At 68.6% G+C, this 22,236-nt stretch carries 9 protein-coding genes and 1 pseudogene; 7 read left to right on the forward strand and 3 right to left on the reverse strand.

Translation table 11 applies throughout. From position 1 onward, the window contains the following. The first annotated feature begins 35 nt into the window (after positions 1 to 35). The 5 genes from PV341_RS12220 to pglZ all read left to right on the forward strand — a co-directional run bounded on the left by PV341_RS12220 (position 36) and on the right by pglZ (position 15,427). Positions 36 to 230: a DUF397 domain-containing protein gene (locus PV341_RS12220; RefSeq protein WP_500357697.1), complete on the forward strand. Its 195-nt coding sequence runs from the start codon at positions 36 to 38 to the stop codon at positions 228 to 230. A gap of 170 nt (positions 231 to 400) precedes the next feature. Beyond that, a complete protein-coding gene (gene pglW, locus PV341_RS12225) occupies positions 401 to 5,035 on the forward strand; it encodes a BREX system serine/threonine kinase PglW (RefSeq protein ID WP_500357699.1) in 4,635 nt (1,544 codons plus the stop codon). Then, positions 5,032 to 8,628, forward strand: a complete 3,597-nt coding sequence (gene pglX, locus PV341_RS12230; RefSeq protein ID WP_500357701.1) for a BREX-2 system adenine-specific DNA-methyltransferase PglX — start codon at positions 5,032 to 5,034, stop codon at positions 8,626 to 8,628. Before pglW ends, pglX begins: the two co-directional genes overlap by 4 nt. Before the next feature lie 44 nt (positions 8,629 to 8,672). Then, complete coding sequence (gene pglY, locus PV341_RS12235; RefSeq protein WP_500357703.1) at positions 8,673 to 12,548, forward strand: BREX-2 system ATPase PglY; 3,876 nt, start codon at positions 8,673 to 8,675, stop codon at positions 12,546 to 12,548. Then, positions 12,545 to 15,427 (forward strand): BREX-2 system phosphatase PglZ, encoded by a 2,883-nt coding sequence (pglZ, locus tag PV341_RS12240; protein WP_500357705.1) that lies wholly within the window; start codon positions 12,545 to 12,547, stop codon positions 15,425 to 15,427. Before pglY ends, pglZ begins: the two co-directional genes overlap by 4 nt. 18 nt (positions 15,428 to 15,445) lie before the next feature. Here the strand turns inward: pglZ and PV341_RS12245 are convergent, their stop codons facing one another. Together PV341_RS12245 and PV341_RS12250 are read right to left on the reverse strand one after the other, a co-directional pair. Beyond that, complete coding sequence (locus tag PV341_RS12245) at positions 15,446 to 16,489, reverse strand: CBS domain-containing protein (protein WP_500357707.1); 1,044 nt, start codon at positions 16,487 to 16,489, stop codon at positions 15,446 to 15,448. Continuing rightward, positions 16,486 to 18,303, reverse strand: a complete 1,818-nt coding sequence (locus tag PV341_RS12250; protein WP_500357708.1) for a GmrSD restriction endonuclease domain-containing protein — start codon at positions 18,301 to 18,303, stop codon at positions 16,486 to 16,488. Before PV341_RS12250 ends, PV341_RS12245 begins: the two co-directional genes overlap by 4 nt. A 177-nt stretch (positions 18,304 to 18,480) precedes the next feature. Between PV341_RS12250 and brxD the strand changes: the two genes are divergently transcribed. Continuing rightward, entirely contained in the window at positions 18,481 to 19,821 is a 1,341-nt protein-coding gene (gene brxD / locus PV341_RS12255) for a BREX system ATP-binding protein BrxD (protein ID WP_500357710.1), read from the forward strand. Beyond that, positions 19,818 to 22,001 carry a DEAD/DEAH box helicase gene (locus PV341_RS12260; RefSeq protein WP_500357712.1) on the forward strand — a complete coding sequence of 728 codons (2,184 nt, stop codon included), beginning with the start codon at positions 19,818 to 19,820 and terminating at the stop codon, positions 21,999 to 22,001. The genes brxD and PV341_RS12260 overlap by 4 nt, the downstream gene beginning before the upstream one ends. Positions 22,002 to 22,080: 79 nt before the next feature. On the opposite strand, the pseudogene PV341_RS12265 reads toward PV341_RS12260, so the two are convergent. Then, positions 22,081 to 22,236 (reverse strand): annotated as a pseudogene (locus PV341_RS12265) (IS630 family transposase); the annotation flags it as partial.

Below are 22,236 nucleotides of genomic sequence, written 5' to 3' on the forward strand. Positions count from 1 at the left end.
CACCTCACGCCATGACGACTGCGACGAGGAGCCCCATGAGCACCACTGACGACCTGGACTGGTTCAAGAGCAGCTGTAGCGGTTCCCAGGGTGACGACTGCGTGGAGGTCGCCTTCGGGCTCGACGCCGTCCATGTCCGCGACTCCAAGGACAGGAACGGACCGCGGCTCGTTGTCTCCCCGACTGAATGGGCCGACTTCATCGCATATGTGGCGCATCTGCCAGTTTGAACCTTCGTCGTCCGTGCGGCGGGAACACGGGTCTCGCATCCTGTGCACTGAATGTCCCCTAGTTCCGCCCTTCACGGGGCCTCCCCATGTCAGATCCAGCCACTAAGATCTGACCGGCGGGGTTGGACCATGGAACGACGGCCCTGAAGGTACGTGGAGCGGGGAAAGCCATGCGGGAAGGCCGGTGGACTACGGTCACCGAGTCCGAGTTCGACCATGAGCGCCGCGGCCTGGATGCGATCCGCAAGGAATTGCCGGACGCCGATCCATGGCGGGCCTGGTCGAACTTCACCTTCACCGCGAACACCGGTCACGTGCGCGAGGTGGACCTGCTCGTCGTCGCCCCCGGCGGCATGTTCATGGTCGAGCTCAAGGAATGGCACGGCTCGGTCACCTCCGAGAACGGCACCTGGATGCAGACCACACCCGGTGGCCTGCGCCGTCCGCACGGCAATCCGCTCCACCTGGTGAACAAGAAGGCCAAGGAGCTGGCGGGCCTGCTCGGCCAGAACGGCAAGCGGGTATGGGTCGGCGAGGCCGTCTGCTTCACCGACGACTCCCTGCGGGTGCGCTTGCCCGCCCACGACCAGAACGGCGTGTACACCGTCCGCCAGCTGGTCGACATGCTCAAGGAGCCGCCGCGCGACGAGCGGCGCCGGATTACCGCGGTCGGCTCCCGCGAGATCAAGGCAGTGCTGGAGCGGATCGGCATACGCCGCAGCGACGCCGAGTACAAGGTCGGGCCGTACGAGCTGAAGCGGAAGTCCTTCGACTCCGGTCCGACCTGGGCCGACTATCTGGCCATTCACAGCGAGCTGCCCGAGGTCGCCCGGGTCCGCATCTACCTGCGCGAGCGCGGCTCGGACGCCTCGATCCGGCAGTCCGTGGAGAACGCCGCCCGCCGCGAGGCGGCCGTCCTGCGCCGCTTCCGGCACCCCGGCGCCGTCCAGCTCAAGCAGTACGACCCGTCCGGGCACTCCGCCGGCCCCGCGCTGATCTTCGACTACCACCCGGACACCCTGAAGCTGGACGAGTACCTGGTCCAGTACGGGGAGAAGCTGGACATCCTGGGCCGGATGGCGCTCGTCCGGCAGCTCGCCGAGACGATGCGCTCCGCGCACTCCAGCCGCATCCACCACCGGGCCCTCGCCGCCCGCTCCGTGAACGTGATGCCCCGCCCCCGCGGCCGGCAGGGGCAGGCCCTGGGCGAGGAGGCGGCCTGGCTCACCCCGGTCCTCCAGATCTCCGACTGGCAGATCGCCACCCAGCGCAGCGGCGACTCGTCCCAGGGGCAGGGCATGACGCGGTTCGCGCCCACCGCGCTGTCCGCCATGCACCTCGCCGAGGGCTCCGACCCGTATCTCGCCCCGGAACTCACCGCGCTCAACGCCGACCCGGTCTACCTGGACGTGTACGGGCTCGGCGTCCTGACCTACCTCCTGGTCACCGGCAAGGCCCCGGCCGCCAGCCAGGCCGAGCTGCTGGCCCGCCTCGAAGCAGGCGAGGGCCTGCGCCCCAGCTCCCTCGTGGACGGACTGTCCGAGGACATCGACGAACTGGTCCAGGCCGCCACCGCGTACCGGCCGCAGCAGCGTCTGTCCACGGTCGATGAGTTCCTGGAGATGCTGGAGATCGTCGAGGAGTCCCTGACGGCTCCGGCGTCCGCCCCCGCACCCGACGCCCCCGAGAAGGACCCCCTCGAAGCCGTCGCGGGCGACGTCCTCGCCGCGCGCTGGGAGGTCCGCCGCCGCCTCGGCACCGGCTCCACCAGCCGCGCCTTCCTCGTACGCGACCTCCAGGCCGAGGCCAGGAAGACCCGCCCGCTCGCCGTGCTCAAGGTCGCCCTGTCCGACAGCCGGGGAGAGATCCTCGCCCGCGAGGCCGAGGTCATGGGGCGCCTGCGTCCCGACTCACGCATCATCCGGCTCGTCGAGCCCGAGCCGCTGGACATCGCGGGCCGCACGGTCCTCGCGCTGGAGTACGTCGGTGACGAGCGCGACGACGCCGGGGAGCCGGGGGAGGGCGGTCCGCGCACGCGACGCCGCGAGGAGACAGTGGCCCGGCAGCTCCGCGAGAGCGGACGGCTCCCGGTCGACCAGCTCGAGGCGTACGGCGACTACCTCTTCGGTGCCGTCGACTTCCTGGAGGGCGAAGGCGTCTGGCACCGCGACATCAAGCCGGACAACATCGCCATCCGCATCCGGCCCAACCGCACGCGCGAGCTGGTCCTCATCGACTTCTCGCTCGCCGGATACCCCGCGAAGAACGTCGACGCGGGCACTGACGGTTACCTCGACCCCTTCGTCGACATCATCACGCGCGGGTCCTACGACTCCCACGCCGAGCGGTACTCGGTGGCCGTCACCCTGCACCAGATGGCGTCGGGCGAGCTGCCCAAGTGGGGCGACGGCTCTGTGCTGCCGCGGATGACGGACCAGAAGGAGTGGCCGCACCCGACGATCGCCGCCGAGGCGTGTGACCCGGCCGTGCGGGACGGGCTCGTCGCCTTCTTCCGTAAGGCCCTCCACCGGGACGCGAACAAGCGCTACCCCGAGCTCAAGCCCATGCGGGACGCCTGGAAGAAGATCTTCCTCGACGCGTCCCAGACGGTGCCCTCCAGCCACCGCAGCCGGCACACGGAGGCCGCCGCTGCCGAGCCGACCGCGAGCGCCATCGCCGAGGCCGAGCCGGAGACCGCCGAGCAGCAGCGCGACCGCCTCGCCGCAGAGGTGGGCCGCGACACCCCGCTGTCGGTGGCCGGTCTCACGGGCGCCGCCGAGTCCTTCCTCTACGGCCTCGGCGTGACGACGGTCGGTGAGCTGCTCGACTACAGCCGCCGCAAGCTCGTCAACGCCCCGGGCCTCGGCGCCAAGACCCGCAACGAGGTCCAGAGGCGCCAGCGCGAGTGGGGCGAGAAGCTGCGCGAGACCCCGGTCTCCCCGCTCACGCCGAAGGGGCGAGCCGAGGCCAAGGAGGAACTGGAGCAGCTCACCGCCGCCGAGTCCGCCCTCGCCGGCGAACTCGCGACCAACGACGCCGCGGGCGGCCTGTCGCCCCGCACCCTGCGCTCCCTCAGCCTCGACACCCTCGCCACGATCTTCGTCCCGGCCGTCAACAACAACGGCGCCAACCGCAACAAGGCTGAGATGGTGCGGTTGTTGCTGCGCCTGCCCGACGAGCACGGCGTCCTGCCGGACATCGGCGTCTGGCCCAAGCAGAAGGACGTCGCGGAGAGCCTGGGCCTGTCGGCGGGCCGCATTCCGCAGATGCTCAAGGAGGAGCGCAAGCGCTGGAAGGACCACCCGGCCGTCCAGGCGCTGCGCGAGGAGATCCTCGATCTTCTGGCCGGCATGGGCCGGGTCGCCTCCGCCCTGGAGATCGCCGACGCGCTGGCCGTCCGACGCGGCACCCAGCTCACCGAGCGCGAGCAGCGGCGCGCGTTGGCGCTGGCCGCCGTGCGGGCCGTGGTCGAAGTCGAACAACTGGACCCTGAAGAGGCCGAGTTCCAGCACCAGCCCAACCGCAAGGCCACCGAGGAGATGCTCGGTGCGGGCCTGCTGGCCCTGGACGTACGCCAGGACGACGCCCCCGACACCCCGACCGCTCCCGGCCTGCTCGACTACGCGACACGCCTCGGCAAGACCGCGGACCGGCTGGCCAAGCTGGACACCCTGCCGACCGCATCCACCGTCCTCGCCGAACTGGGTGCGCTGACCGTGCCGCCGGGCACGATCGAGTGGGACGAGCGGCGCATGGTGGAGCTCGCCGCAGCCGCTTCCCTGAACGCCGCGGCCACGCCCCGCCTTGAGGTGTACCCGCGCGACCTGACCCTGGTGCGGGCGCTGCGCCTCACGCAGGCTGGCCTCGTGCGGCTCATCCCGGGCGTGCCCGAGGGCCGCCAGCCCGGTCTGACCGGCGAGGACGTGCACGAGCGGGTCCGGGCGCGCTTCCCCGAGCTGGTCGTCCCGGACGGGCGGGGCGGCCTGCTGCACGGGCTGCCCACGGGCAGCCCGCTGACGAAGGCGCTGCGCGACGCGGGCTTCGACTTGTCGCTGTCCACCCGCGAGGACACCAGGACGCTGCGCTACTTGCCCACGCGGATGGACCACGCCTCCAGCTACCTCACGAGCGGCGCTTGGCGGCAGTCCACGGGTGGCGGCTCGGTGACGCGGTACGCGGACGACCCGCAACTGGCGGGTGCGGTACGGGCGGAGGAGCGCCTGCTCGCGTCGGCGCGGCGGGACGGCTACCGGGTGCTGACGGTGTCGCTGCGCCTGGCGCGGCGCGCGGTACGCGAGCTGTCCGGTGAACGGCTCGGGGCCGGCGTCGTCTCGGTGACCGAACTGTTTCTGGAAGCCATGCACGGGCTGGTCGCACCGGGCGCGAAGCCGACCTGGGAGACGCTGCTCAAGGCAGACGTGGCCGAGCCCGGGTCGCGCGGGGCGCTGAAGTTCGCGGAGTACGCGCGTACGGCGTGGGGTTCGGTGGAGCCGCGAGTGCGTGAGCTGCTGGGCTCGGGGTCCGGCAGCGGTCCTGTGCTGCTGACCGAGGCCGGGGTGTTCGCGCGCTACGACGCGCTGGGCGTCCTGGACCGCCTGGCCGAGGCGGCACGGCAGGGCGGCCGCGGCCTGTGGCTGCTGGTGCCCCAGGCGGACCCCTCGCGGGAGCCGCGGCTCGGGCAGGTGGCCGTGCCCTACCAGGCCGGCCTGGGGGAGTGGATCCAGCTTCCGGAGACGTGGGTGGGCAACGCCCACCGGGCGGCGTCCGGCGAGGTTGTTGTGAGTGTCGAAGGAGACGCCAAGTGATCGACCGCAAAGCTCTGTTGGACGATCTGAAGCAGCAGGTCAAGGCGGTCGAGACCGACCTCGCGCGGCAGGTGAAGGCCGTCGGTGAGGTCGGGGCGAAGCTGAAGGGCGAATACGAGCAGGCGCGCAAGCTGGGGCGTACTGCGGCGACCTGGAACTCCTGGCTGGACGAGCGAGTCACGCAGGTCGCGGTGGCGTGGGTGCTGGGGACCGTCTTCGTGCGATTCTGCGAGGACAACCTGCTGATCCCTGAGCCGTACCTGACGGGTGCGGACGGAGACCGGCGGGAGCTGGCGGAGGCCCGGTACGACGGGTACGTGGAGACGGACGCGGACCCGACGTACCGGGGCTGGCTGGAGCGGGCCTTCGAGGAACTGGGCGCGGGCCAGGCCGGACGGCTGCTGTTCGACAAGCGGCACAACCCGCTGTACCAGATCCCGCTCTCGCACGACGGCGCTCGTGAGCTGGTCGAGTTCTGGCGGGGGCGGGATGAGGCGGGGTCGCTCGTCCACGACTTCACAGACCCGTTGAACACGGACGGTACGGAGGGCTGGGACACGCGTTTCCTGGGCGACCTCTACCAGGACCTTAGCGAGGCTGCCCGGAAGACGTACGCGCTGCTCCAGACCCCGGAGTTCGTGGAGGAGTTCATCCTTGACCGCACCATGGACCCGGCGGTCCGGGAGTTCGGCTACGAGGGCTTGAAGATGATCGACCCGACGTGTGGTTCTGGGCACTTCGTGCTGGGCGCATTCCGGCGACTGGTGCGTTTGTGGGGGGAGAGGCAGCCGGGGCGGGATGTGCATGAGCGGGTGCGGGCTGCGCTGGACTCGGTGCACGGCGTGGACCTGAACCCGTTCGCGGTGGCTATTGCGCGGTTCCGACTGCTGGTCGCCGCGATGGCGGCGAGTGGCGTGCGGACGCTGGGGGAGGCGTCAAAGTACGAGTGGCCGGTGCATTTGGCCGTGGGGGATTCACTCATCAAGGCGCGGCAGTTGGAGCTGACGCTGGGTGGGAATGAGGAGGGGGCTGACCCGCTGGCGGAGTTCTCGTACGCGACGGAGGACGTGCACGAGCACCCGGGGGTTTTGCAGCAAGGTCGGTATCATGTGGTGGTCGGCAACCCCCCGTACATCACAGTCAAGGACAAGAAGCTCAATGCTCTGTACCGGGACCTGTACGACGCGTGCGGCGGTTCCTATGCACTGTCGGTTCCTTTCGCGCAGAGGTTCTTCGAGTTCGCAAAACGCGGCGATTCCGAGGGACGTGGGTTCGGCATGGTCGGTCAGATCACCGCAAACTCGTTCATGAAGCGCGAGTTTGGCACGAAGCTAATCGAAGAATTCTTTGCGCATAGAGTTGAACTGACCGAGGTTATCGATACATCGGGCGCCTATATCCCTGGGCACGGGACGCCGACCGTCATCTTGGTGGGTAAGCGCCATGATGGGAGTAGCCGTTCAAGGACAATTCGGACTGTGCGAAGCGTGCAGGGGGAGCTTGTCGCGCCGGAAAATGGCGAGGACGGTTTGGTTTGGAACGCTATCGTGGACCAGATCGATAAGCCAGGCTCGGTGGGTCAATGGGTGTCCGTAGACGACTTGGAGCGCAGTAGGTACTTTGGCAAGCAGCCGTGGATCCTGGCCGATGGCGGCTTGGAGATGGTCGAGCAGCTGAACGATGGCGCACAGGCCAAGTTGTCATCGATCTCCGATGAGATTGGTGCCGGGGCCGTCACTCGGGAAGACAACGCCTACATGATCGGCGCTGGTGCCTTGCGGAGACACCGCATCCCTCCCAGCTACCAGCGACCGCTTGTGGAAGGGACCGAAGTTAGGGACTACCTTGTCGTGGACCCAGTTATTTCCCTTTGGCCTTATCGTGAGGGTGACCTGGGAGCCGATGTTCCACTTAGCGCTGAGATTCTGCTCTGGCCATTCCGCATGTTGCTTCGGGATCGCGTTGCTTTTGGTAAGACGCAAATTGAACGGGGGCTGGCCTGGTTTGAGTACTCGATGTTCTTCAAGAGGCGGTATGCGGCGCCGCTGTCCATCGCCTTTCCTTTTGTTTCCACCCACAATCACTTCGCACTGAACCGTGACAAGCAGGTGTTCATTCGAACCGCACCGGTGATCACGTTGCGGGAGGGGGCGAATGAGGAGGATCACCGACGGCTGCTCGGACTACTCAACAGCTCAACCGCCTGCTTCTGGCTCAAAATGGTGAGCCATGGTAAAGGCAATGGGGGCGTAAATGAAGGGCTCCGAGGTGAGAAATGGGAGGAGTTCTACGAATTTACCGGAACCAAGTTGCAGGAGTTTCCTCTTCCTGTTGAATACCCCACCAGTCTCGCTACCGCTCTCGACGACCTCGCTCAGCAGCTCGTAGCCACCAGTCCCGCTGCCCTTATCAGTCAAGCCACACCCACTGCCGGAATCCTTCGAGACGCCAAAAATAACTGGGAAACTACACGTGCTCGCATGATTGCGATGCAGGAAGAGCTGGACTGGCACGTATACAATCTATACAACGTTCACGCAGACGATCTGCGTGCACCCGTATCCTGTGTCCCTGAGATCGAGCCTGGACAGCGCGCGTTCGAGATTGTGTTGGCGCGTAGGGCTGAGGCCGGGGTGGCCTCAACCGACTGGTTTAGGCGTCACGGCTTCAAAGCCGTGACCGACTTGCCAGAACAATGGCCTTCCACATACAGGGCAGCGGTGGAGCGGCGCATTGAAGCCATCGAGAAGAGCCGCGCAATTGGGATGATCGAGCGTCCAGAATTCAAGCGGCGTTGGGAGGGCGAAGGCTGGGACGCCCTCCAGGAGAAGGCCCTCCGATCCTGGCTGCTTGACCGGATCGAGCACCGGGACCACTGGTATGACGAGAACGGCCTGCCTACCCTCGTCACTCTCTCCCGGCTCACAGACGCGCTCTCGCGCGACGAGGACTTCGTCTCCGTCGCCAAGCTCTACGCGCCCCGCAAGGACCTCCCCAAGGTCGTCGCGGAACTGCTCACCGATGAGCACGTCCCGTTCGTCTCGGCCCTGCGCTACAAGCCCTCCGGGCTCAAGAAGCGCGCCGACTGGGAGCACGTCTGGGACCTTCAGCGTCAGGAGGATGCGGCTCCCGACGAGCCCGCGAAGCGCAAGATCCGCGACTCCATCCCCGTGCCGCCGAAGTACACCTCGGCGGATTTCCTGCGCGCCTCGTACTGGAAGGCGCGCGGCAAACTCGACGTGCCCAAGGAGCGCTTCATCTCCTACGCACAGGCCAACACCGCCACCCCCGAGCTGTACGGCTGGGCCGGGTGGGATCACCGGGAGCAGGCGCAGGCGCTGGCCACGTACTTCACGAACCAGTCGCTGACGACCGAGGAGATCACGCCGTTCCTGGCGGGGCTGCTCGAACTCCAGCCGTGGCTGAACCAGTGGCACGGTGAGTTCGACATGAGCTACAGCGGTTCCCCCGCGGACTTCTTCGCCGGCTACCGCCAGACGAAGCAGGGCGAGCACGGCGTCACTGACGACGACCTGCGGGCCTGGCGTCCGGCCGCCGCCACCCGCGGTCGCCGGGCCGCCACCAAGCAGTAGCCCTGACCCACCTACTTCCAGCCGCAAGGAGAGCGAGACCGACGATGGCCCAGCAGCCGCCCCTTCTCCGCGATGTCATCAACATCAAGGAGTCCATCTCCACCTCTGACTTCGTGTTGTCCCTCGCAGAGGCGACGACCCCGGAGGGGGCCGAGCACGCGCTCAAGGACTATGTGGTCACGGAGCGGCTGCTGGAGAACTTCGATGAGGCCCTCGGTCTGATCAAGTCCGCGCTCGACGGGCACGCGTCCAAGGCGGCCTACCTCCACGGGTCGTTCGGTTCCGGTAAGTCGCACTTCATGGCCGTGCTGTATGCGCTCCTCAGCGGCAACCCGGCCGCCCGCGCCCGCAAGGAGTTCGACCCCGTTCTGACCAAGCACGAGTGGCTGACCACGGACGGGAAGAAGTTCCTGCTCGTGCCTTACCACATGCTCGGGGCGAAGGCCCTGGAGCAGCGCGTGCTGGGCGGGTACGTCAACCACATCAAGAAGGTGCGCCCGGACGCATCGACGCCGCAGGTGTACCGGACGGACTCGCTCTTCGCCGACATCCGCGCCATGCGCGCCAACATCGGCGACGAGGGCGTCATCCGGGGCCTCGGCACCACGGGCGGCGACGAGGAGGACGAGTGGGGTGAGGGCTTCGCATGGACCCCGGCCCTCCTCGACACCGCGCTCGCCGCCGAGGAGGACCACGAGGCCCAAGACAAGCTCAACCTCGTCCACCCGACCACCCCCGCCGAGCTGCGCGCCAAGCTCGTCAGCGACGCCAGCACCAATCTGCTGCCCGGCTTCGCGCAGAACGCCGCCGAGGACGAGCACGGCTTCATCTCCCTCGACGCCGGCCTGTCCGTCATCGCCGCGCACGCGAAATCGCTCGGCTATGACGGCTTGATCCTCTTCATGGACGAGCTGATCCTGTGGCTCGCCACGCTCATCCACGACCAGAAGTTCGTCGCCCGCGAAGCCAGCAAGATCACGAACTTCGTGGAGGGCGGCGACGCACGCCGGGCCATTCCCGTGGTGTCGTTCATCGCCCGCCAGCGCGACCTGCGGGAACTCGTCGGCGAGGAGGTGTCCGGCGCGGCTGAGTCGTCCATCCAGGACACCCTCAACCTGGCCTCCGGCCGCTTCGACAAGATCACGCTCGAGGACCGCAACCTCCCGCAGATCGCCCACGCCCGCCTTCTCAAGCCGAAGCCGGAAGCTGCGCACCTTGTCGACGAGGCATTCGAGCGGACGAAGAAGGTCGGCACCCAGGTGTGGGACACCCTGCTCGGTTCCGACAAGGCGACGACCGGGGCGGACGCCGAGTCGTTCCGGCTGACGTACCCCTTCTCGCCGGCGTTCATGGACACCCTCGTCCACATCTCGTCCGCGCTGCAGCGCTCCCGTACCGGCCTGAAGCTGATGGGCCAGCTCCTCGCCGACCACCGCGACGACCTGCGGCTCGGGCAGCTCGTACCGGTCGGCGACCTCTACCCGGTCATCGCGGAGGGCGGCGACAAGCCCTTCACCGACAGCCTGAAGGTCGTCTTCGAGGCCGCCGACAAGCTCTACAAGACCAAGCTGCGGCCGTACCTGCTCACCACCTACGACGTGACCGAGGACGACGTCGAGCAGTTCCTCCACCGGCCCGACAGCCTCCCCGATCCCCAGTTGGCCAACCGCTGCCGCATGTTCGTCGGTGACAACCGGCTCGTCTGCACGCTCCTGCTCTCCGCGCTCGCCCCCAGCGTCCCCGCCCTGGCGGAGTTGACCATCCGCCGGCTTGGCGCGCTGAATCACGGCTCCGTCATGGCGCCGATCCCGGGCAGCGAGGTCGGCATCATCAAGAACAAGGTCGCGGAGTGGGCTGCACGGTTCCCAGAGATCAAGGAGACCGGCACCGACGCCAACCCTGGCGTACGGCTGGAGCTCTCCGGCGTCGACGTGGACTCCGTCATCGCCAACGCACAGGTCAACGACAACCCCGCCAACCGCCTGGCCCTCGCCAAGCGGCTGCTGTCGGAGGAAATCGGCGTCGACCACGGCCAGTTCAGCGACGAGCTGGCCTTCGTGTGGCGCGGCACCACCCGCGCCGCCGAGATCGTCTTCGGAAACCTCTCCGACGAGGACGAGCTGCCCGACCACGACCTGATGCCGCAGGAGGAGGGCCGCTGGCGGATCGCCGTCGACCTGCCCTTCGATGAGGGCGAGAAGGGACCCGTCGAGGACGTTGAGCGGATGCGGCGACTGCGCGAGCGCCAGCAGGGCGAGCGGTCCCGTACCGTCGCCTGGCTGCCCGCACACCTGTCCGCGCAGCGCTTCGCCGACTTCCGGCGCCTCGTCGTCATCGACAAGGCCCTCGCCGACGAGCACCGCTTCGACACCCAGTACGCGGGCCACCTCAACGCCGACAACCGCAGCCGCGCCAAGGGACTTCTGGAGACCCAGCGGGAGGCGCTGCTCAAGCAGGTCAAGGGCGCCTTCAAGCAGGCGTACGGGCTCGCGCAGAAGCAGGCCGCGGACGTCGTGGCGGGCTTCGACGACCACCTGGTGGCGCTGCCCGACGTCGACGAACTCACCCTGTCCTTCGGCCAGTCGCTCCACGACAGCAGTCGCCACGTGGCCGGCAAGCTGCTCGCCCACCAGTACCCGGAGCACCCCAACCTCGACCCGGACGGCACCGACACCGCCGTCAAGCCCGCCGACGCCCGCAAGGTGTTCACCCATGTACGGGCCGCGGCCGAGGCCCGCGACGGGCGGATCGAGGTGCCGGCCGCCGACCGCAAGCTGATGCAGCGGATCGCAGGACCGCTCCGGCTCGGGCAGCAGAAGGAGGCGTACTTCGAGCTGTCCCGCTTCTGGGCCGACCACTTCCGCCAGCTCGCCAGCAGCCAGGGTATGACCGGCGACCTCAGCCTGATCACCCTCACCGACTGGACCGACAGGCCGTCCCCGCGCGGACTGCCCGACTTCCTCGCCAAGCTCGTCGTCGCCTCCTTCGCCGAGATGGACGACCGGGTATGGGTGCGCGGCGGCACCGTCCTCGACCCCGCCCCCGAGCCGACGCAGATCAAGGACCACGACGCGCTGCGCAGCCAGCCCCTGCCCACCGAAGGCGACTGGGACACGGCGCGGCAGCGGTTCGAGACGATCTTCGGACAGAAGCCGCCGACGCTGCGCCGCGGACGCATGGTCAACCAGTTCGCACGCCAGATCACCGAGTCGGCCCGTACTTTCCAGGAGCCGGCGGCCGACCTCGTACGGCAGTTGGAGGAGCACTCCGGCTTCCTCGCCCTCGACGAGACCGACGACGCCGGCCGGCTCGCGCTCGCGCGGCGCTCGCTGGAACTCCTCAAGGCCCTCGGCTCCACCTCCGGTCAGGGCGCGGCAGGCGCGAAGAAGACGGTGGAGACGCTCGCCTCCTTCGATCTGGGCGCGGTCAGCGCCGACCGCTACGGGACGTCCATCAAGCAGGCCCGCGCCGTGGCGGAAGCCCTCTCCGCGGCGTCCTGGCACACCCTCGAGCTCGCCTCCGGCGAGGGCCCCGAGGGAGTCGCCCTGCTCGACTCCCTGCGCAACGTGGCACGTGGCGACCAGCGAACCGGCGACCTGCGCGACGCCCTCGCCCGTACCCAGCGAGAGATCCTGGCACTGGTGAAGCGCAACCGGGCGGTGGCCACCCCGCCACCGGTGCCCACTCCGCCGCCGGTCGCGGGCGACATCTCCCTGAATACGGACACCAGCCACCCGCCCGTGTCCGAGAACCCGCAGCCGACCGACAGAGCCACGCCTTCCGGCCCCGTCAAGCGATCGGGCGCACGCAAGGCGCCGGTGACGCAGGCCGCGGCCGCGCTCCAGGCGGAACTGGCCGATCTGCTCTCCCGTGAGCCGGGTGCCACCGTCGAGATCACCTGGCGGGTCGTCGACCGATGACCACCACGACCGCCGACGCAGCGGGGCTGGTCCGGCTGAACACCGCGACCGTCACCCAGTACCTGTCCGCCCAGTCGTCGCTCGCCGCCTCCCTCACGGAAGGAGGTGGGGGCAAGCGCAGGGCCGTCCTGCTGCGGTCCGCGCCCCAGTGGGACGGGCCCGCCGAGCCCGTCTGGGGCGAGGGGGGCAGCGCCCGCATCGCCGCCGCGCACTCCCCGCTGGCCGTCCACGAGCTCGTACTCGACCACCTCGCGGACAGGACCCAGGGCCCCGCCGTCCTGGTCGTCCTCACCGACCGGGAACAGAACGAACTCGACCCGGCGATCCTCGCCCGCGTCCACAAGCAGCGGATAGAGGCCGTCGACAGCTGGGACGTGGTGCGCGAGGCCTTCGGCGCCGAGCACATCGACCCCCGGCTCAAGGACGCCAACTGGGCGGCGGAAGCGCTGCTCGACGCCACTCCGCCCGGCGGCTGGCCGCCCGTGGCGGGCGGCTGGCTCACCCGGCAGCGGGCACTCACCGCCCTTGCGCTCCGCCGCCTGCGCCTCGGCCGCTACGACACCGAGAGCCGGGTACGCCGTCCCGCCGACGACCGGCTCGACGCCCACACCCTGCTGCACTGGTCGCTCAGCGGCGGCGGCCCCGAACGCCTTCTGGAGCTGCGCGGCCCCGAGCGCACCGGACTCACCGCGTTCCTCGCCGAGGACGACCAGGCCGGCCTGGCCGGACGCGCCCTGCTCACGCTTGTTGGCGCCGAGCACGGGTCGGACGCGGTGGCGTTCGGCCTCGTGTGCGCGGCACTGTGGCAGCACGCCGTACCGGACGCGGAGACCTACCGGGCCCGCGGCCGGGCCGAGCGCTGGTTCGGTGAGCAGCCGCCGGCCACCGGGGAACAGCTCGACGCCCTGGTGTCCGTCTTCGGCCGGACCACCGAGGAGTACGTGTCGTCGCTGCTCGCGACCGGCGGCAGCAGCGGTGGCGGCGAACCGGACGGCGTCCGCGAGGCCCGGCGGATCACGGGCACGATCCTCGACAGGGCAGCCGCGCTGGCCCGGCAGTTGGGAGCCGAGGCGGCCGTCGCCGCAAGCCCCGTGATGGCGGCCGGCCTTGAGGGTCGGTTCACCGCCGTGGGCCGTGCTCTCGCGGCAGGCGAGCCCCAGGCCGCGGCCGACGCGATCAGCGTGCTGGCGGATCACCAGCTCGCTTCCACCCCGGACGCCCGCGCCCGCATCGAGCGTGCCCGTATGGGGCAGCGGCTCAGCCAGTGGCTGGCCTCCGACCCGGCCGTGGAGTCGCCGAGCGTCGGCGCGGCCATAAAACGCCACATCGAGGAGACCGGCTGGGTCGACCTCGCGCTGGAGCATATCGAGGCAGGCGGCGACTCCGATCCCGTACTGAAGGCTGCCTACGACACCCTCGGCACGCGGGTCCGTGAACAGCGCCGGGAGATCGACCGCGCCTTCGCCCGGACCCTCGTGGTCTGGACTGAAGCCGGCACACAGCCCGGCACGATGCTGACCGTGGAGACATTCCTCGACCAGGTCGTGAAGCCGGTGGTGAAGAACGCCGCCGGGCGGCGTGTGCTGTTGCTCGTCGTCGACGGGATGAGCGCCTCGATCGCCGGTGAACTCGCCGAGGAACTGAGGCAGTCCTGGGCGGAGTTCGATCCGCTGCCGCACGACGCGCCGCAGCGTCGCGCGATGGCGGCCGCCCTGCCCACCGTGACGGCCGTGTCCCGCACGTCGCTGTTCGCGGGCACCCTGATGAAGGGCACGCAGACCGACGAGACGCGGCTGTTCTCCGGACACAAGCTGTGGGGCGGTGCCCCGGCCGCGGTGTTCCACAAGGACGACCTGCGCACCGAGACCGCAGGCGACGCGTTCGGCCCGGCACTCGCCGGCGCGCTTGCCGACGGAAAGACCCATGTCGCCGTCGTCCTCAACACCATTGACGACCGGCTCGCCAAGGAGCAGAAGCTCGGCGACGGCGCGTGGCGCGTCGACGACGTCGCCGCACTCCGTGAACTGCTTCGCGTCGCCGCAACTGAGGGCATGATGGTCATCCTCACCAGTGACCACGGGCACGTCGTCGACCGCCACGGAGCCAAGGCCGATGCCGCCGACCCGGCCTCCGCTCGTCACCGCCTACCCGGCGGCCCGCTCGCGGACCAGGAGATCGCGCTGTCCGGTCCCCGGGTCGTCTGGCCCGAACCCGGAGCGTCGATCGTCGCACTGTGGGACGCCGACTCCCGCTACACCGCACTCAAGGCCGGCTACCACGGGGGTGCCTCCCTGGCGGAGTTCACCATCCCCGTTTTGGCGTTCCTGCCGTTCGGTGCGGAAGCCCCTCAGGGGTGGCGTGAGCTGGGCGACCAACGGCCGGCGTGGTGGTCCCCGCAGACGCGGCCCGCGCGCGCCGACCGCCCGGCGATCACGGTGCCTGCCGCGAAGAAGGCCGCCGCCAAGCCGAAGAAGAGGGAGGCCGAACTCGCCAAGGCCCACAACTCCCTCTTCGACGTGGCCCTGACGACCGGCGGCGACGCCCTCCTCACCCCCATGCTGGTGTCACCCGACGAAACCCTCATCGCCTCTCTGCTCGCCTCCGACGCCTACCAGGCCCAGATCGGTCTGCTGGCACGCAAGCCGAAGCCGGAACAGGTGGAGAAGGCCCTCGCCGCGCTGCTCGACGCAGGCGGCACGCTTCCCGTGACCGCGCTCGCACAGCGCGTCGGAATGCCACCGGCGCGCGGCGACGGCTTCGCCGCCGTACTGCGCCAGCTCCTCAACTTCGACGGCGTACAGGTCCTCGAGACGCTGCCCGACGGGCGGACACTGCGGCTCAGCACCAGCCTGCTGCGCGACCAGTTCGAACTGAAGTAGCGCAATCGGGGCCGGACGTCACGAGACGAAGTCCCGGAGCAGCTTCGCGAAGGTCGTCAGCTCGCGCACCTGCTGCTCCGGGAGCGGCTTCTCGTCGAAGTGGGCGATCCGGTTGCGGATGTCCTTCACCCGCTTCAGGTGTCCCACGAACTGGGTGCGGTCCATAGCCTTCCAGTTGAGCGCCGCCCAGTTCTGATCGGCCTGGGCGGCCATCGCCTGCTTCGCCTGATCGCCGTCCAGCAGCTTCAGGTAGTCGCCGAACATCAGATCCGACACGAGACCCGACCGGTGCTCCGGCTTCTTGTTCGTCTGGACCGCTCGGACGGCCTCCCGGTCAAGCGCCGCCCCCAAGCACCGGCGCAGCAGGGACTCGATCTCCCCGACGATGAAGAACGGGCGTGCCGCGCCTTCAAAACGGTCCGTCACGTCGGCCGTCGTCACGATTCCGGACAGGCATCCGTCATCACCCCGGACCAGCACGTAGCCGTGCTCCTTGACTGTCGGCAGCGAGACGAACAGCTCCTGACGGGCGTCGGCGACCGGAACGGAGTCCTTCTCCATGGCATTGTCGAGCGTGTGGTCCTTGCCCAGCTCGTACATCTTGGCCACCGAGCGCCATGTGACGACACCGTGGATGGCCGCCATGCCCGTCGTGACCGGCACCTGCGCCAGGCCCCGGGTCCGCATCAGATACGTGGTCTGCGCCAGAGTGTGTCCCGGGCCCACGCACCTCACGCCCCTGCGGGCGGACGGCAGGTCCCCGAGGAGGATGCGCTGGGGCAGAGCGTGGGAAGGCAGAGCCTCCTCCTCCGTTTCCCCGTCCGCGCCGCCCTCGGACATCGTCGCGACGGATGCCAGCGCGACGACATCCACCTCCTCGCGGGAGCCGCAGACCCCGAAGTCGGGAAGTGTGGCCAACCCCGCGTCGGCGAGAGCCTGGGAGATCTCGTGCACCGTCCGGTGATTGCGCACCCGCACCCCGAAAAGGTCGAGGATCCGCTGCACCGGCACGGTGGTGCCCTTCAGAGCCAGCAGCTGCTGCTCGGTCGGCCTGGTGGTCATCGGCGGTCGTCACCCATCGCGTCGCGGTGCATGGTCCGCTTGCCCATGGCGGAGTGCACGAGGTCCTGCAGTTGCCTCGACCGGTCGAGGTAGAAGCGCTCGTAGTCGTTGCTGCGCAGCGCCTCCGGGTCGATGAGGTGGGTGGCGATCACGTCGTCGAACCACTCGGGCCGCATGTCGGAGGCCGCGGCCAGGGCTGAGAGGTACGAGTCGGGGGAGCCCGCCATGTTCTGGGCAGCGCGGTAGGACAGCGGGGTCTTGTTGACGATGGAGTTCGTCGGATAGGTCCTGCCGCTGTCGCTGGGCACAGAGCCCTTGGGGAAGATCTGCCGGATGTCCACGGCGTACTCGTCCAGCCGGCCAGGGCTCAGCGGAGCCTGCGTGTAATGCCAGTCCACCGCACCCTGCTTGATCAGGAGGGCGTAGATCCCCTTGTAGGCCGCGCTGTTGCGTGTCGTGAGGTTGTCCAGGCGGTCGGCGATGAAGAAGGCGTCCGCGACGGTGTCCGGTGGGATGCGGCCCCCGCGGATCCAGGCGATGAGCTGCTCCACGTCGCGGGTGAACCGGGTCTCCGTGGAGCCTCCGTACATCTCGCCGAGGACACCGCACCAATACCACTGGGCGATCATCTCCGCGGCGGCGGGGCCGTCCGTGGCATCACCGGCGATGGCACGAACTGCGGCCAGCGGCACCAGCTGGGTGCGGTACGGCAGGTCGGCCGAGCCCACGATGCACTGCTGCTGGAGGAAGTCCCCGACCCAGGCGAAGGCGTCGGACACCTTGGGCGCCAGCCGGTCGAAATCGGCCAGCGGCAGCTCCAGCAGATCCCGCCGCTTGCAGGAGACCGCGGCGCCGAGACCCGCCTGCTTGCGCTCCCAGGTCCTCGCCAGCGCGACCGCCTGCAGGAAGTCGCTGCTGCTCAGCCCGTGCTCGAGCCCCAGCTCCAAGCGCCCGAACACGGGGTACTTGCCCACCAGATTATGCTTGATCTCCTGCCACACCTCGGGCAGCCGGTAGTAGTCACCGGTCGTGGCGACGTGATCGCGGTCTCCCGCATATGTGGCGGTCAGCAGCTCGAAGACATTGAGAGGCACACCACCGGTGTTCACCCGTTCGAAGACCGCGCACACGGCGTCCATGGAGGTGGTGGCGGCAAGGCGGATCATGGGCACCTGGAACGTGCGGATCTGCTGCAGGACCATCTCGTCGAACTGCCCCCACAGGTCCCAGTTCCGCTCCTCGTCGGCCTTGATGTAGGCCTTCTTCCATGCGTTGACCCGCTGGGTGTCGAAGACGAAGTGCAGGGGGAACAGGCCGGCCGCGCATTCGTCCTCGACGGTCCGCAGGTCGAGAACCACTGTGCGGTTGAAGTCCGTGCGCAGAACCTTGTCGGGCGGCACGGAGACGATGGACTCGTCCCGCTCGGCGGCTGGGCCGATCGCTTTCGCGATGTTCACGTAATACCAGCGCTCGATGGACTTGCCGCGGGCGTCCGCAGTCTCGACGGGCCGGTCAAGGCACAAAGCCTGGAACAGCGACGTCAGCCGCTGCTGACCGTCCAGCAACAGCAGATCAGGTTCGCTGCTGTCGGCCAGTCGGACGCCGGTGAGGCTACGGGCCCGGAACGGGGAGTTGCCACCGGTCTGCAGCGTCATCACCACGCCGAGCGGATAGTCCAGCGTCACCGTCGCGATGATGGCCCGGATCCGGTCGTCGTCCCACTTCCACTCACGCTGGAAGTCGGGTAGCTGCAAGGTGCCCGATTCCACGTCCGCCAGCAGTTCCTTGAGCTTGACGTTGTCCAGCGCAGCCATGAGCAGGCCCCCCACTGTCTTGCGATCACCGCTGTACGGAGAGTGATTCCACCAATCGGAACAGGCCACCGTCAAGCGATTCACCCATGCCCGTCGCAATTGCCAGGGCGGTTGCAGCGGGGCGGCCTTCGGGCTGAAGGTGCATGCCACCGAGGCGGTGATGGGACACTGACGTCTGTGAGTACCACCGGATCCACGCGTTCCACCCAGGTCAGCGCCGCTCGTCGCCGCGCGGTGATCGATGCGCTGCGGCGCGGAGCCGTACCCGAGAGCGGGCTCGGCCTCCTCGCGACCGGCCTCGACCGCTTCGAGGCAGCCATCGATGCCGAGCTGGACACGGTGGCGACCGGCGGATCCGTGTTCAAGGCAGTGCGGGGCGAATACGGATCGGGGAAGACGTTCTTCACCCGATGGCTGGGGGAGCGGGCCAAACGCCGGAACTTCGCCGTCGCAGAGATCCAGATCTCGGAGAACGAGACACCTCTCCACAAGCTGGAAACCGTCTACCGCAGGCTCACCGAGCGACTCACCACGTCCAGCTTCCCGCCCAGCGCACTGAGGCCGGTCGTCGACGCCTGGTTCTACGCCCTCGAGGAGGACGCCCTCGCCGCCGGCGCCACTGAAGAGGAGCTGCCGGGCGAGGTCGAGAAGCTGCTCCTGGCACGCCTGGCTGAGGTGTCACGCCACGCTCCGTCGTTCGCTGCCGCGTTGCGCGGCTACCGTGCTGCTCTGGCCGAGGGCGACGAGGCAACCGCCAACGCCGTCCTCGCGTGGCTCGGCGGCCAGCCGCATGTCGCGGCCGCAGCCCGTCGGGCCGCCGGCGTACGCGGTGACCTCGACCATTTCGGCGCGCTCGGCTTCCTCCAGGGACTGCTCACCGTGCTGCGCGACTCCGGGCACGCGGGACTCTTCGTCGTCCTAGACGAAGTGGAGACGCTGCAGCGAGTCCGTTCCGACGCGCGGGACAAGGCACTCAACGCGCTGCGCCAGCTCATCGACGAGGTGCACTCCGGACGCTTCCCCGGCCTGTACCTGGTGATCACCGGTACGCCCGCCTTCTACGACGGCCAGCAGGGCGTGCAGCGGCTCGCACCCTTGGCCCAGAGGCTCGCCACCGACTTCACCACGGACCCGCGCTTCGACAACCCCCGTGCTGTCCAGGTCAGGCTCCCGGGCTTCACCCAGGACTCCCTGGTGGGACTGGGTATCACCATCCGCGACCTTTTCACAGCGGGGGCGGAGACTCCCGGACGGATCGGGAACGTCGTGGACGACCAGTACGTCGCCGATCTGGCACGTGCCGTCGGCGGAGCGCTCGGCGGCAAAGTGGGAGTAGCTCCCCGGCTCTTCCTGAAGAAGCTGGTGGGAGACGTGCTCGACCGAGTCGACCAGTTCGACGACTTCGACCCGCGACAGCACTACAAGCTGACCGTCGTCAACAGCGAACTCACCGAGGTCGAGCGCAACCTGGCCACTGCGGTCACCGCCTCCGCAGACGACATCGAGCTGGAGCTGTGACCACGCCGGAGAGCAGTGACGGAGACGTGCTCGACCGGCTCGACCCAGTCGTCCTGCATCACATCGTGAACTCGCTCGGCTGGCCGGATCTGCGCCCCCTCCAGCGGGAGGCGATCGCGCCCCTCATGGACGGAGAGGACGCCGTCCTCCTGGCTCCGACGGCGGGCGGCAAGACCGAGGCGGCCTGCTTCCCGATACTCTCGGCCATGGTCGGCCAAAAGTGGTCCGGCACTTCCGTGCTGTACCTCTGCCCGCTCAAGGCGCTGCTCAACAATCTGGTCACCCGGGTTGACTCCTACGCGCAGTGGCTCGGCAGGCGAGCCGCGCTCTGGCACGGCGACACCAAGGAATCCCAGCGGCAGCGCATCCGCACCGATCCGCCGGACTTCCTGCTCACCACGCCGGAGTCGCTTGAGGCGATGCTCATCGGCGTCAAGACCGATCACGCACACCTGCTCGGCAACGTCCGGGCCGTTGTCGTCGACGAGGTGCACGCGTTCGCCGGCGACGACCGCGGCTGGCACCTGCTCGCCGTGCTCGAAAGGCTGGAGAGGGTCACGGGACGGCCCATCCAGAGGATCGGGCTCTCGGCCACCGTGGGCAATCCGCAGCACCTTCTGAGCTGGCTGCAGGGGTCGGGGAACGGGAAGCGGCCCAGCAGGGTCATCGCCCCTGGGGTCGTACTTCCGGGTAAGCAAGCACCGAGCACCGCGAGACGCGCTCCCGCCGATGTCGTGACGCGTCCTGCGGGTGAAGTCGAACTGGACTTCGTCGGGTCTCTGGAGAATGCGGCCAAGCTGATTGCTGCGCTGCACCGAGGTGAGAAGCGCCTCGTCTTCTGCGACTCGCGACGACAGGTCGAACTGCTCGGCGCCGAACTCCGGGCGCGAGAAGTAACCGTCTTCCTCTCCCACGCATCGCTGTCCGCCGACGAGCGGGCCCGCTCGGAGCAGGCGTTCGCAGAGGCGCGAGACTGCGTCATCGTCTCCACCTCGACACTCGAACTCGGAATCGACGTCGGCGACTTGGATCGGGTCATCCAGATCGACTCCCCGGCCACCGTCGCTTCGTTCCTGCAGCGCATCGGACGCACCGGCCGCCGGGACGGCACCACACGGAACTGCCTGTTCCTCGCCACCCGCAAGGATTCCCTCCTGCAGGCCGCCGGGCTGCTCCTGCTGTGGGGACGCGGCTGGGTAGAGCCTGTGACCGCGCCGCCCGAACCGCGGCATCTCGTCGCGCAACAGCTTCTCGCCGCCACGCTGCAGCAGCACAAGCTCGGCGATCAACTCTGGCCCTCGCAGTGGAACGGCCTTGCCCCCTTTGACCGCTCTGCCGTCCCGATCCTCAGGTACCTCGTCGACGAGGGTTTCCTGGATGAGGACAGCGGGCTGCTGTTCGTCGGCCCCGAGGCGGAACGCCGGTTCGGGAAGAGGAACTTCATCGAACTGACCGCTTCGTTCACCGCGCCACCGCAGTTCACGGTTCTGTCCGGGAGGGTGGAGATCGGCCAGACCGACCCCTCCGTACTGACGGAGGAGCGGCCTGGGCCGAGGCGGCTGCTGTTGGGGGGACGCAGCTGGCAGGTCACGTTTGTCGACTGGGGGCGCAAGCGGGTCTTCGTCGAGCCCGTCGACGGAGGCGGTGTCGCCAAGTGGATGAACGGCGGTGTCGCTGGACTGTCATACGCCCTGACACGGGCCATGCGGGAGATCCTGCTCGGCGCCACACCACCGGTCACTCTGACCAGGCGCGCCGAGGCATGTCTTGCCGAGATACGTGAGAACGAAGGTCCGGGCAGCGTGCAGGCGAACGGGACACTCATTACGAGGGTCGGTGACGACGTTCGCTGGTGGACGTGGGCCGGCTACCGGGCGAACGCCACTCTTGCAGGCACACTCTCCTCGATCGCCGACCCTGTCCAAAGAGCGACCGACTGCTGGTTGCGTCTACGAGAGGATCTCTCCCCTGCGATGTGGCGCGCCGCTCTCAACGGAGCCGACGAGCGCCTCGTGCTGCCTGACGTGGACCGACGTGCCGTGCGCGGTTTGAAGTTCTCAGCCGCACTGCCTGAACGGCTTGCCATCCAAACAGTCGCGGCGAGGCTGGCAGATTTCGAGGGAGCGCACGCGGCGCTTGCAGAGCCCGTCCGGTTTCACCATGACCTCGGAGCCGACTGAGGCGATCCGGGCAGGGATGATATGGGAAACATCCGTAGCGACCAGGGGATGCCTGAGCCGCTACGGAGGCGTTGTGCGGCTAGTGTCCTGAGTCGTTGATTCGGTTCAGATATCCGGCGAGGCGTTCGAAGATTTCGTCTGCGGTTTTCGTCCAGACGAAGGGCTTGGGGTCGTCGTTCCAGGTCTGGATCCAGGTGCGGATGTCCTTCTCCAGGACCTGGATGTTCTTGTGGAC

The organism is Streptomyces sp. PA03-1a (assembly GCF_033792805.1).
Classification (GTDB): domain Bacteria; phylum Actinomycetota; class Actinomycetes; order Streptomycetales; family Streptomycetaceae; genus Actinacidiphila.

Bases quoted from the DNA above. Each gene is read 5' to 3' on its own strand.
- PV341_RS12220 (WP_500357697.1), top strand. From the start codon at position 36: ATGAGCACCACTGACGACCTGGACTGGTTCAAGAGCAGCTGTAGCGGT.
- pglW (WP_500357699.1), top strand. From the start codon at position 401: ATGCGGGAAGGCCGGTGGACTACGGTCACCGAGTCCGAGTTCGACCAT.
- pglY (WP_500357703.1), top strand. From the start codon at position 8,673: ATGGCCCAGCAGCCGCCCCTTCTCCGCGATGTCATCAACATCAAGGAG.
- pglZ (WP_500357705.1), top strand. From the start codon at position 12,545: ATGACCACCACGACCGCCGACGCAGCGGGGCTGGTCCGGCTGAACACC.
- PV341_RS12245 (WP_500357707.1), bottom strand. From the start codon at position 16,489: ATGACCACCAGGCCGACCGAGCAGCAGCTGCTGGCTCTGAAGGGCACC.
- PV341_RS12250 (WP_500357708.1), bottom strand. From the start codon at position 18,303: ATGGCTGCGCTGGACAACGTCAAGCTCAAGGAACTGCTGGCGGACGTG.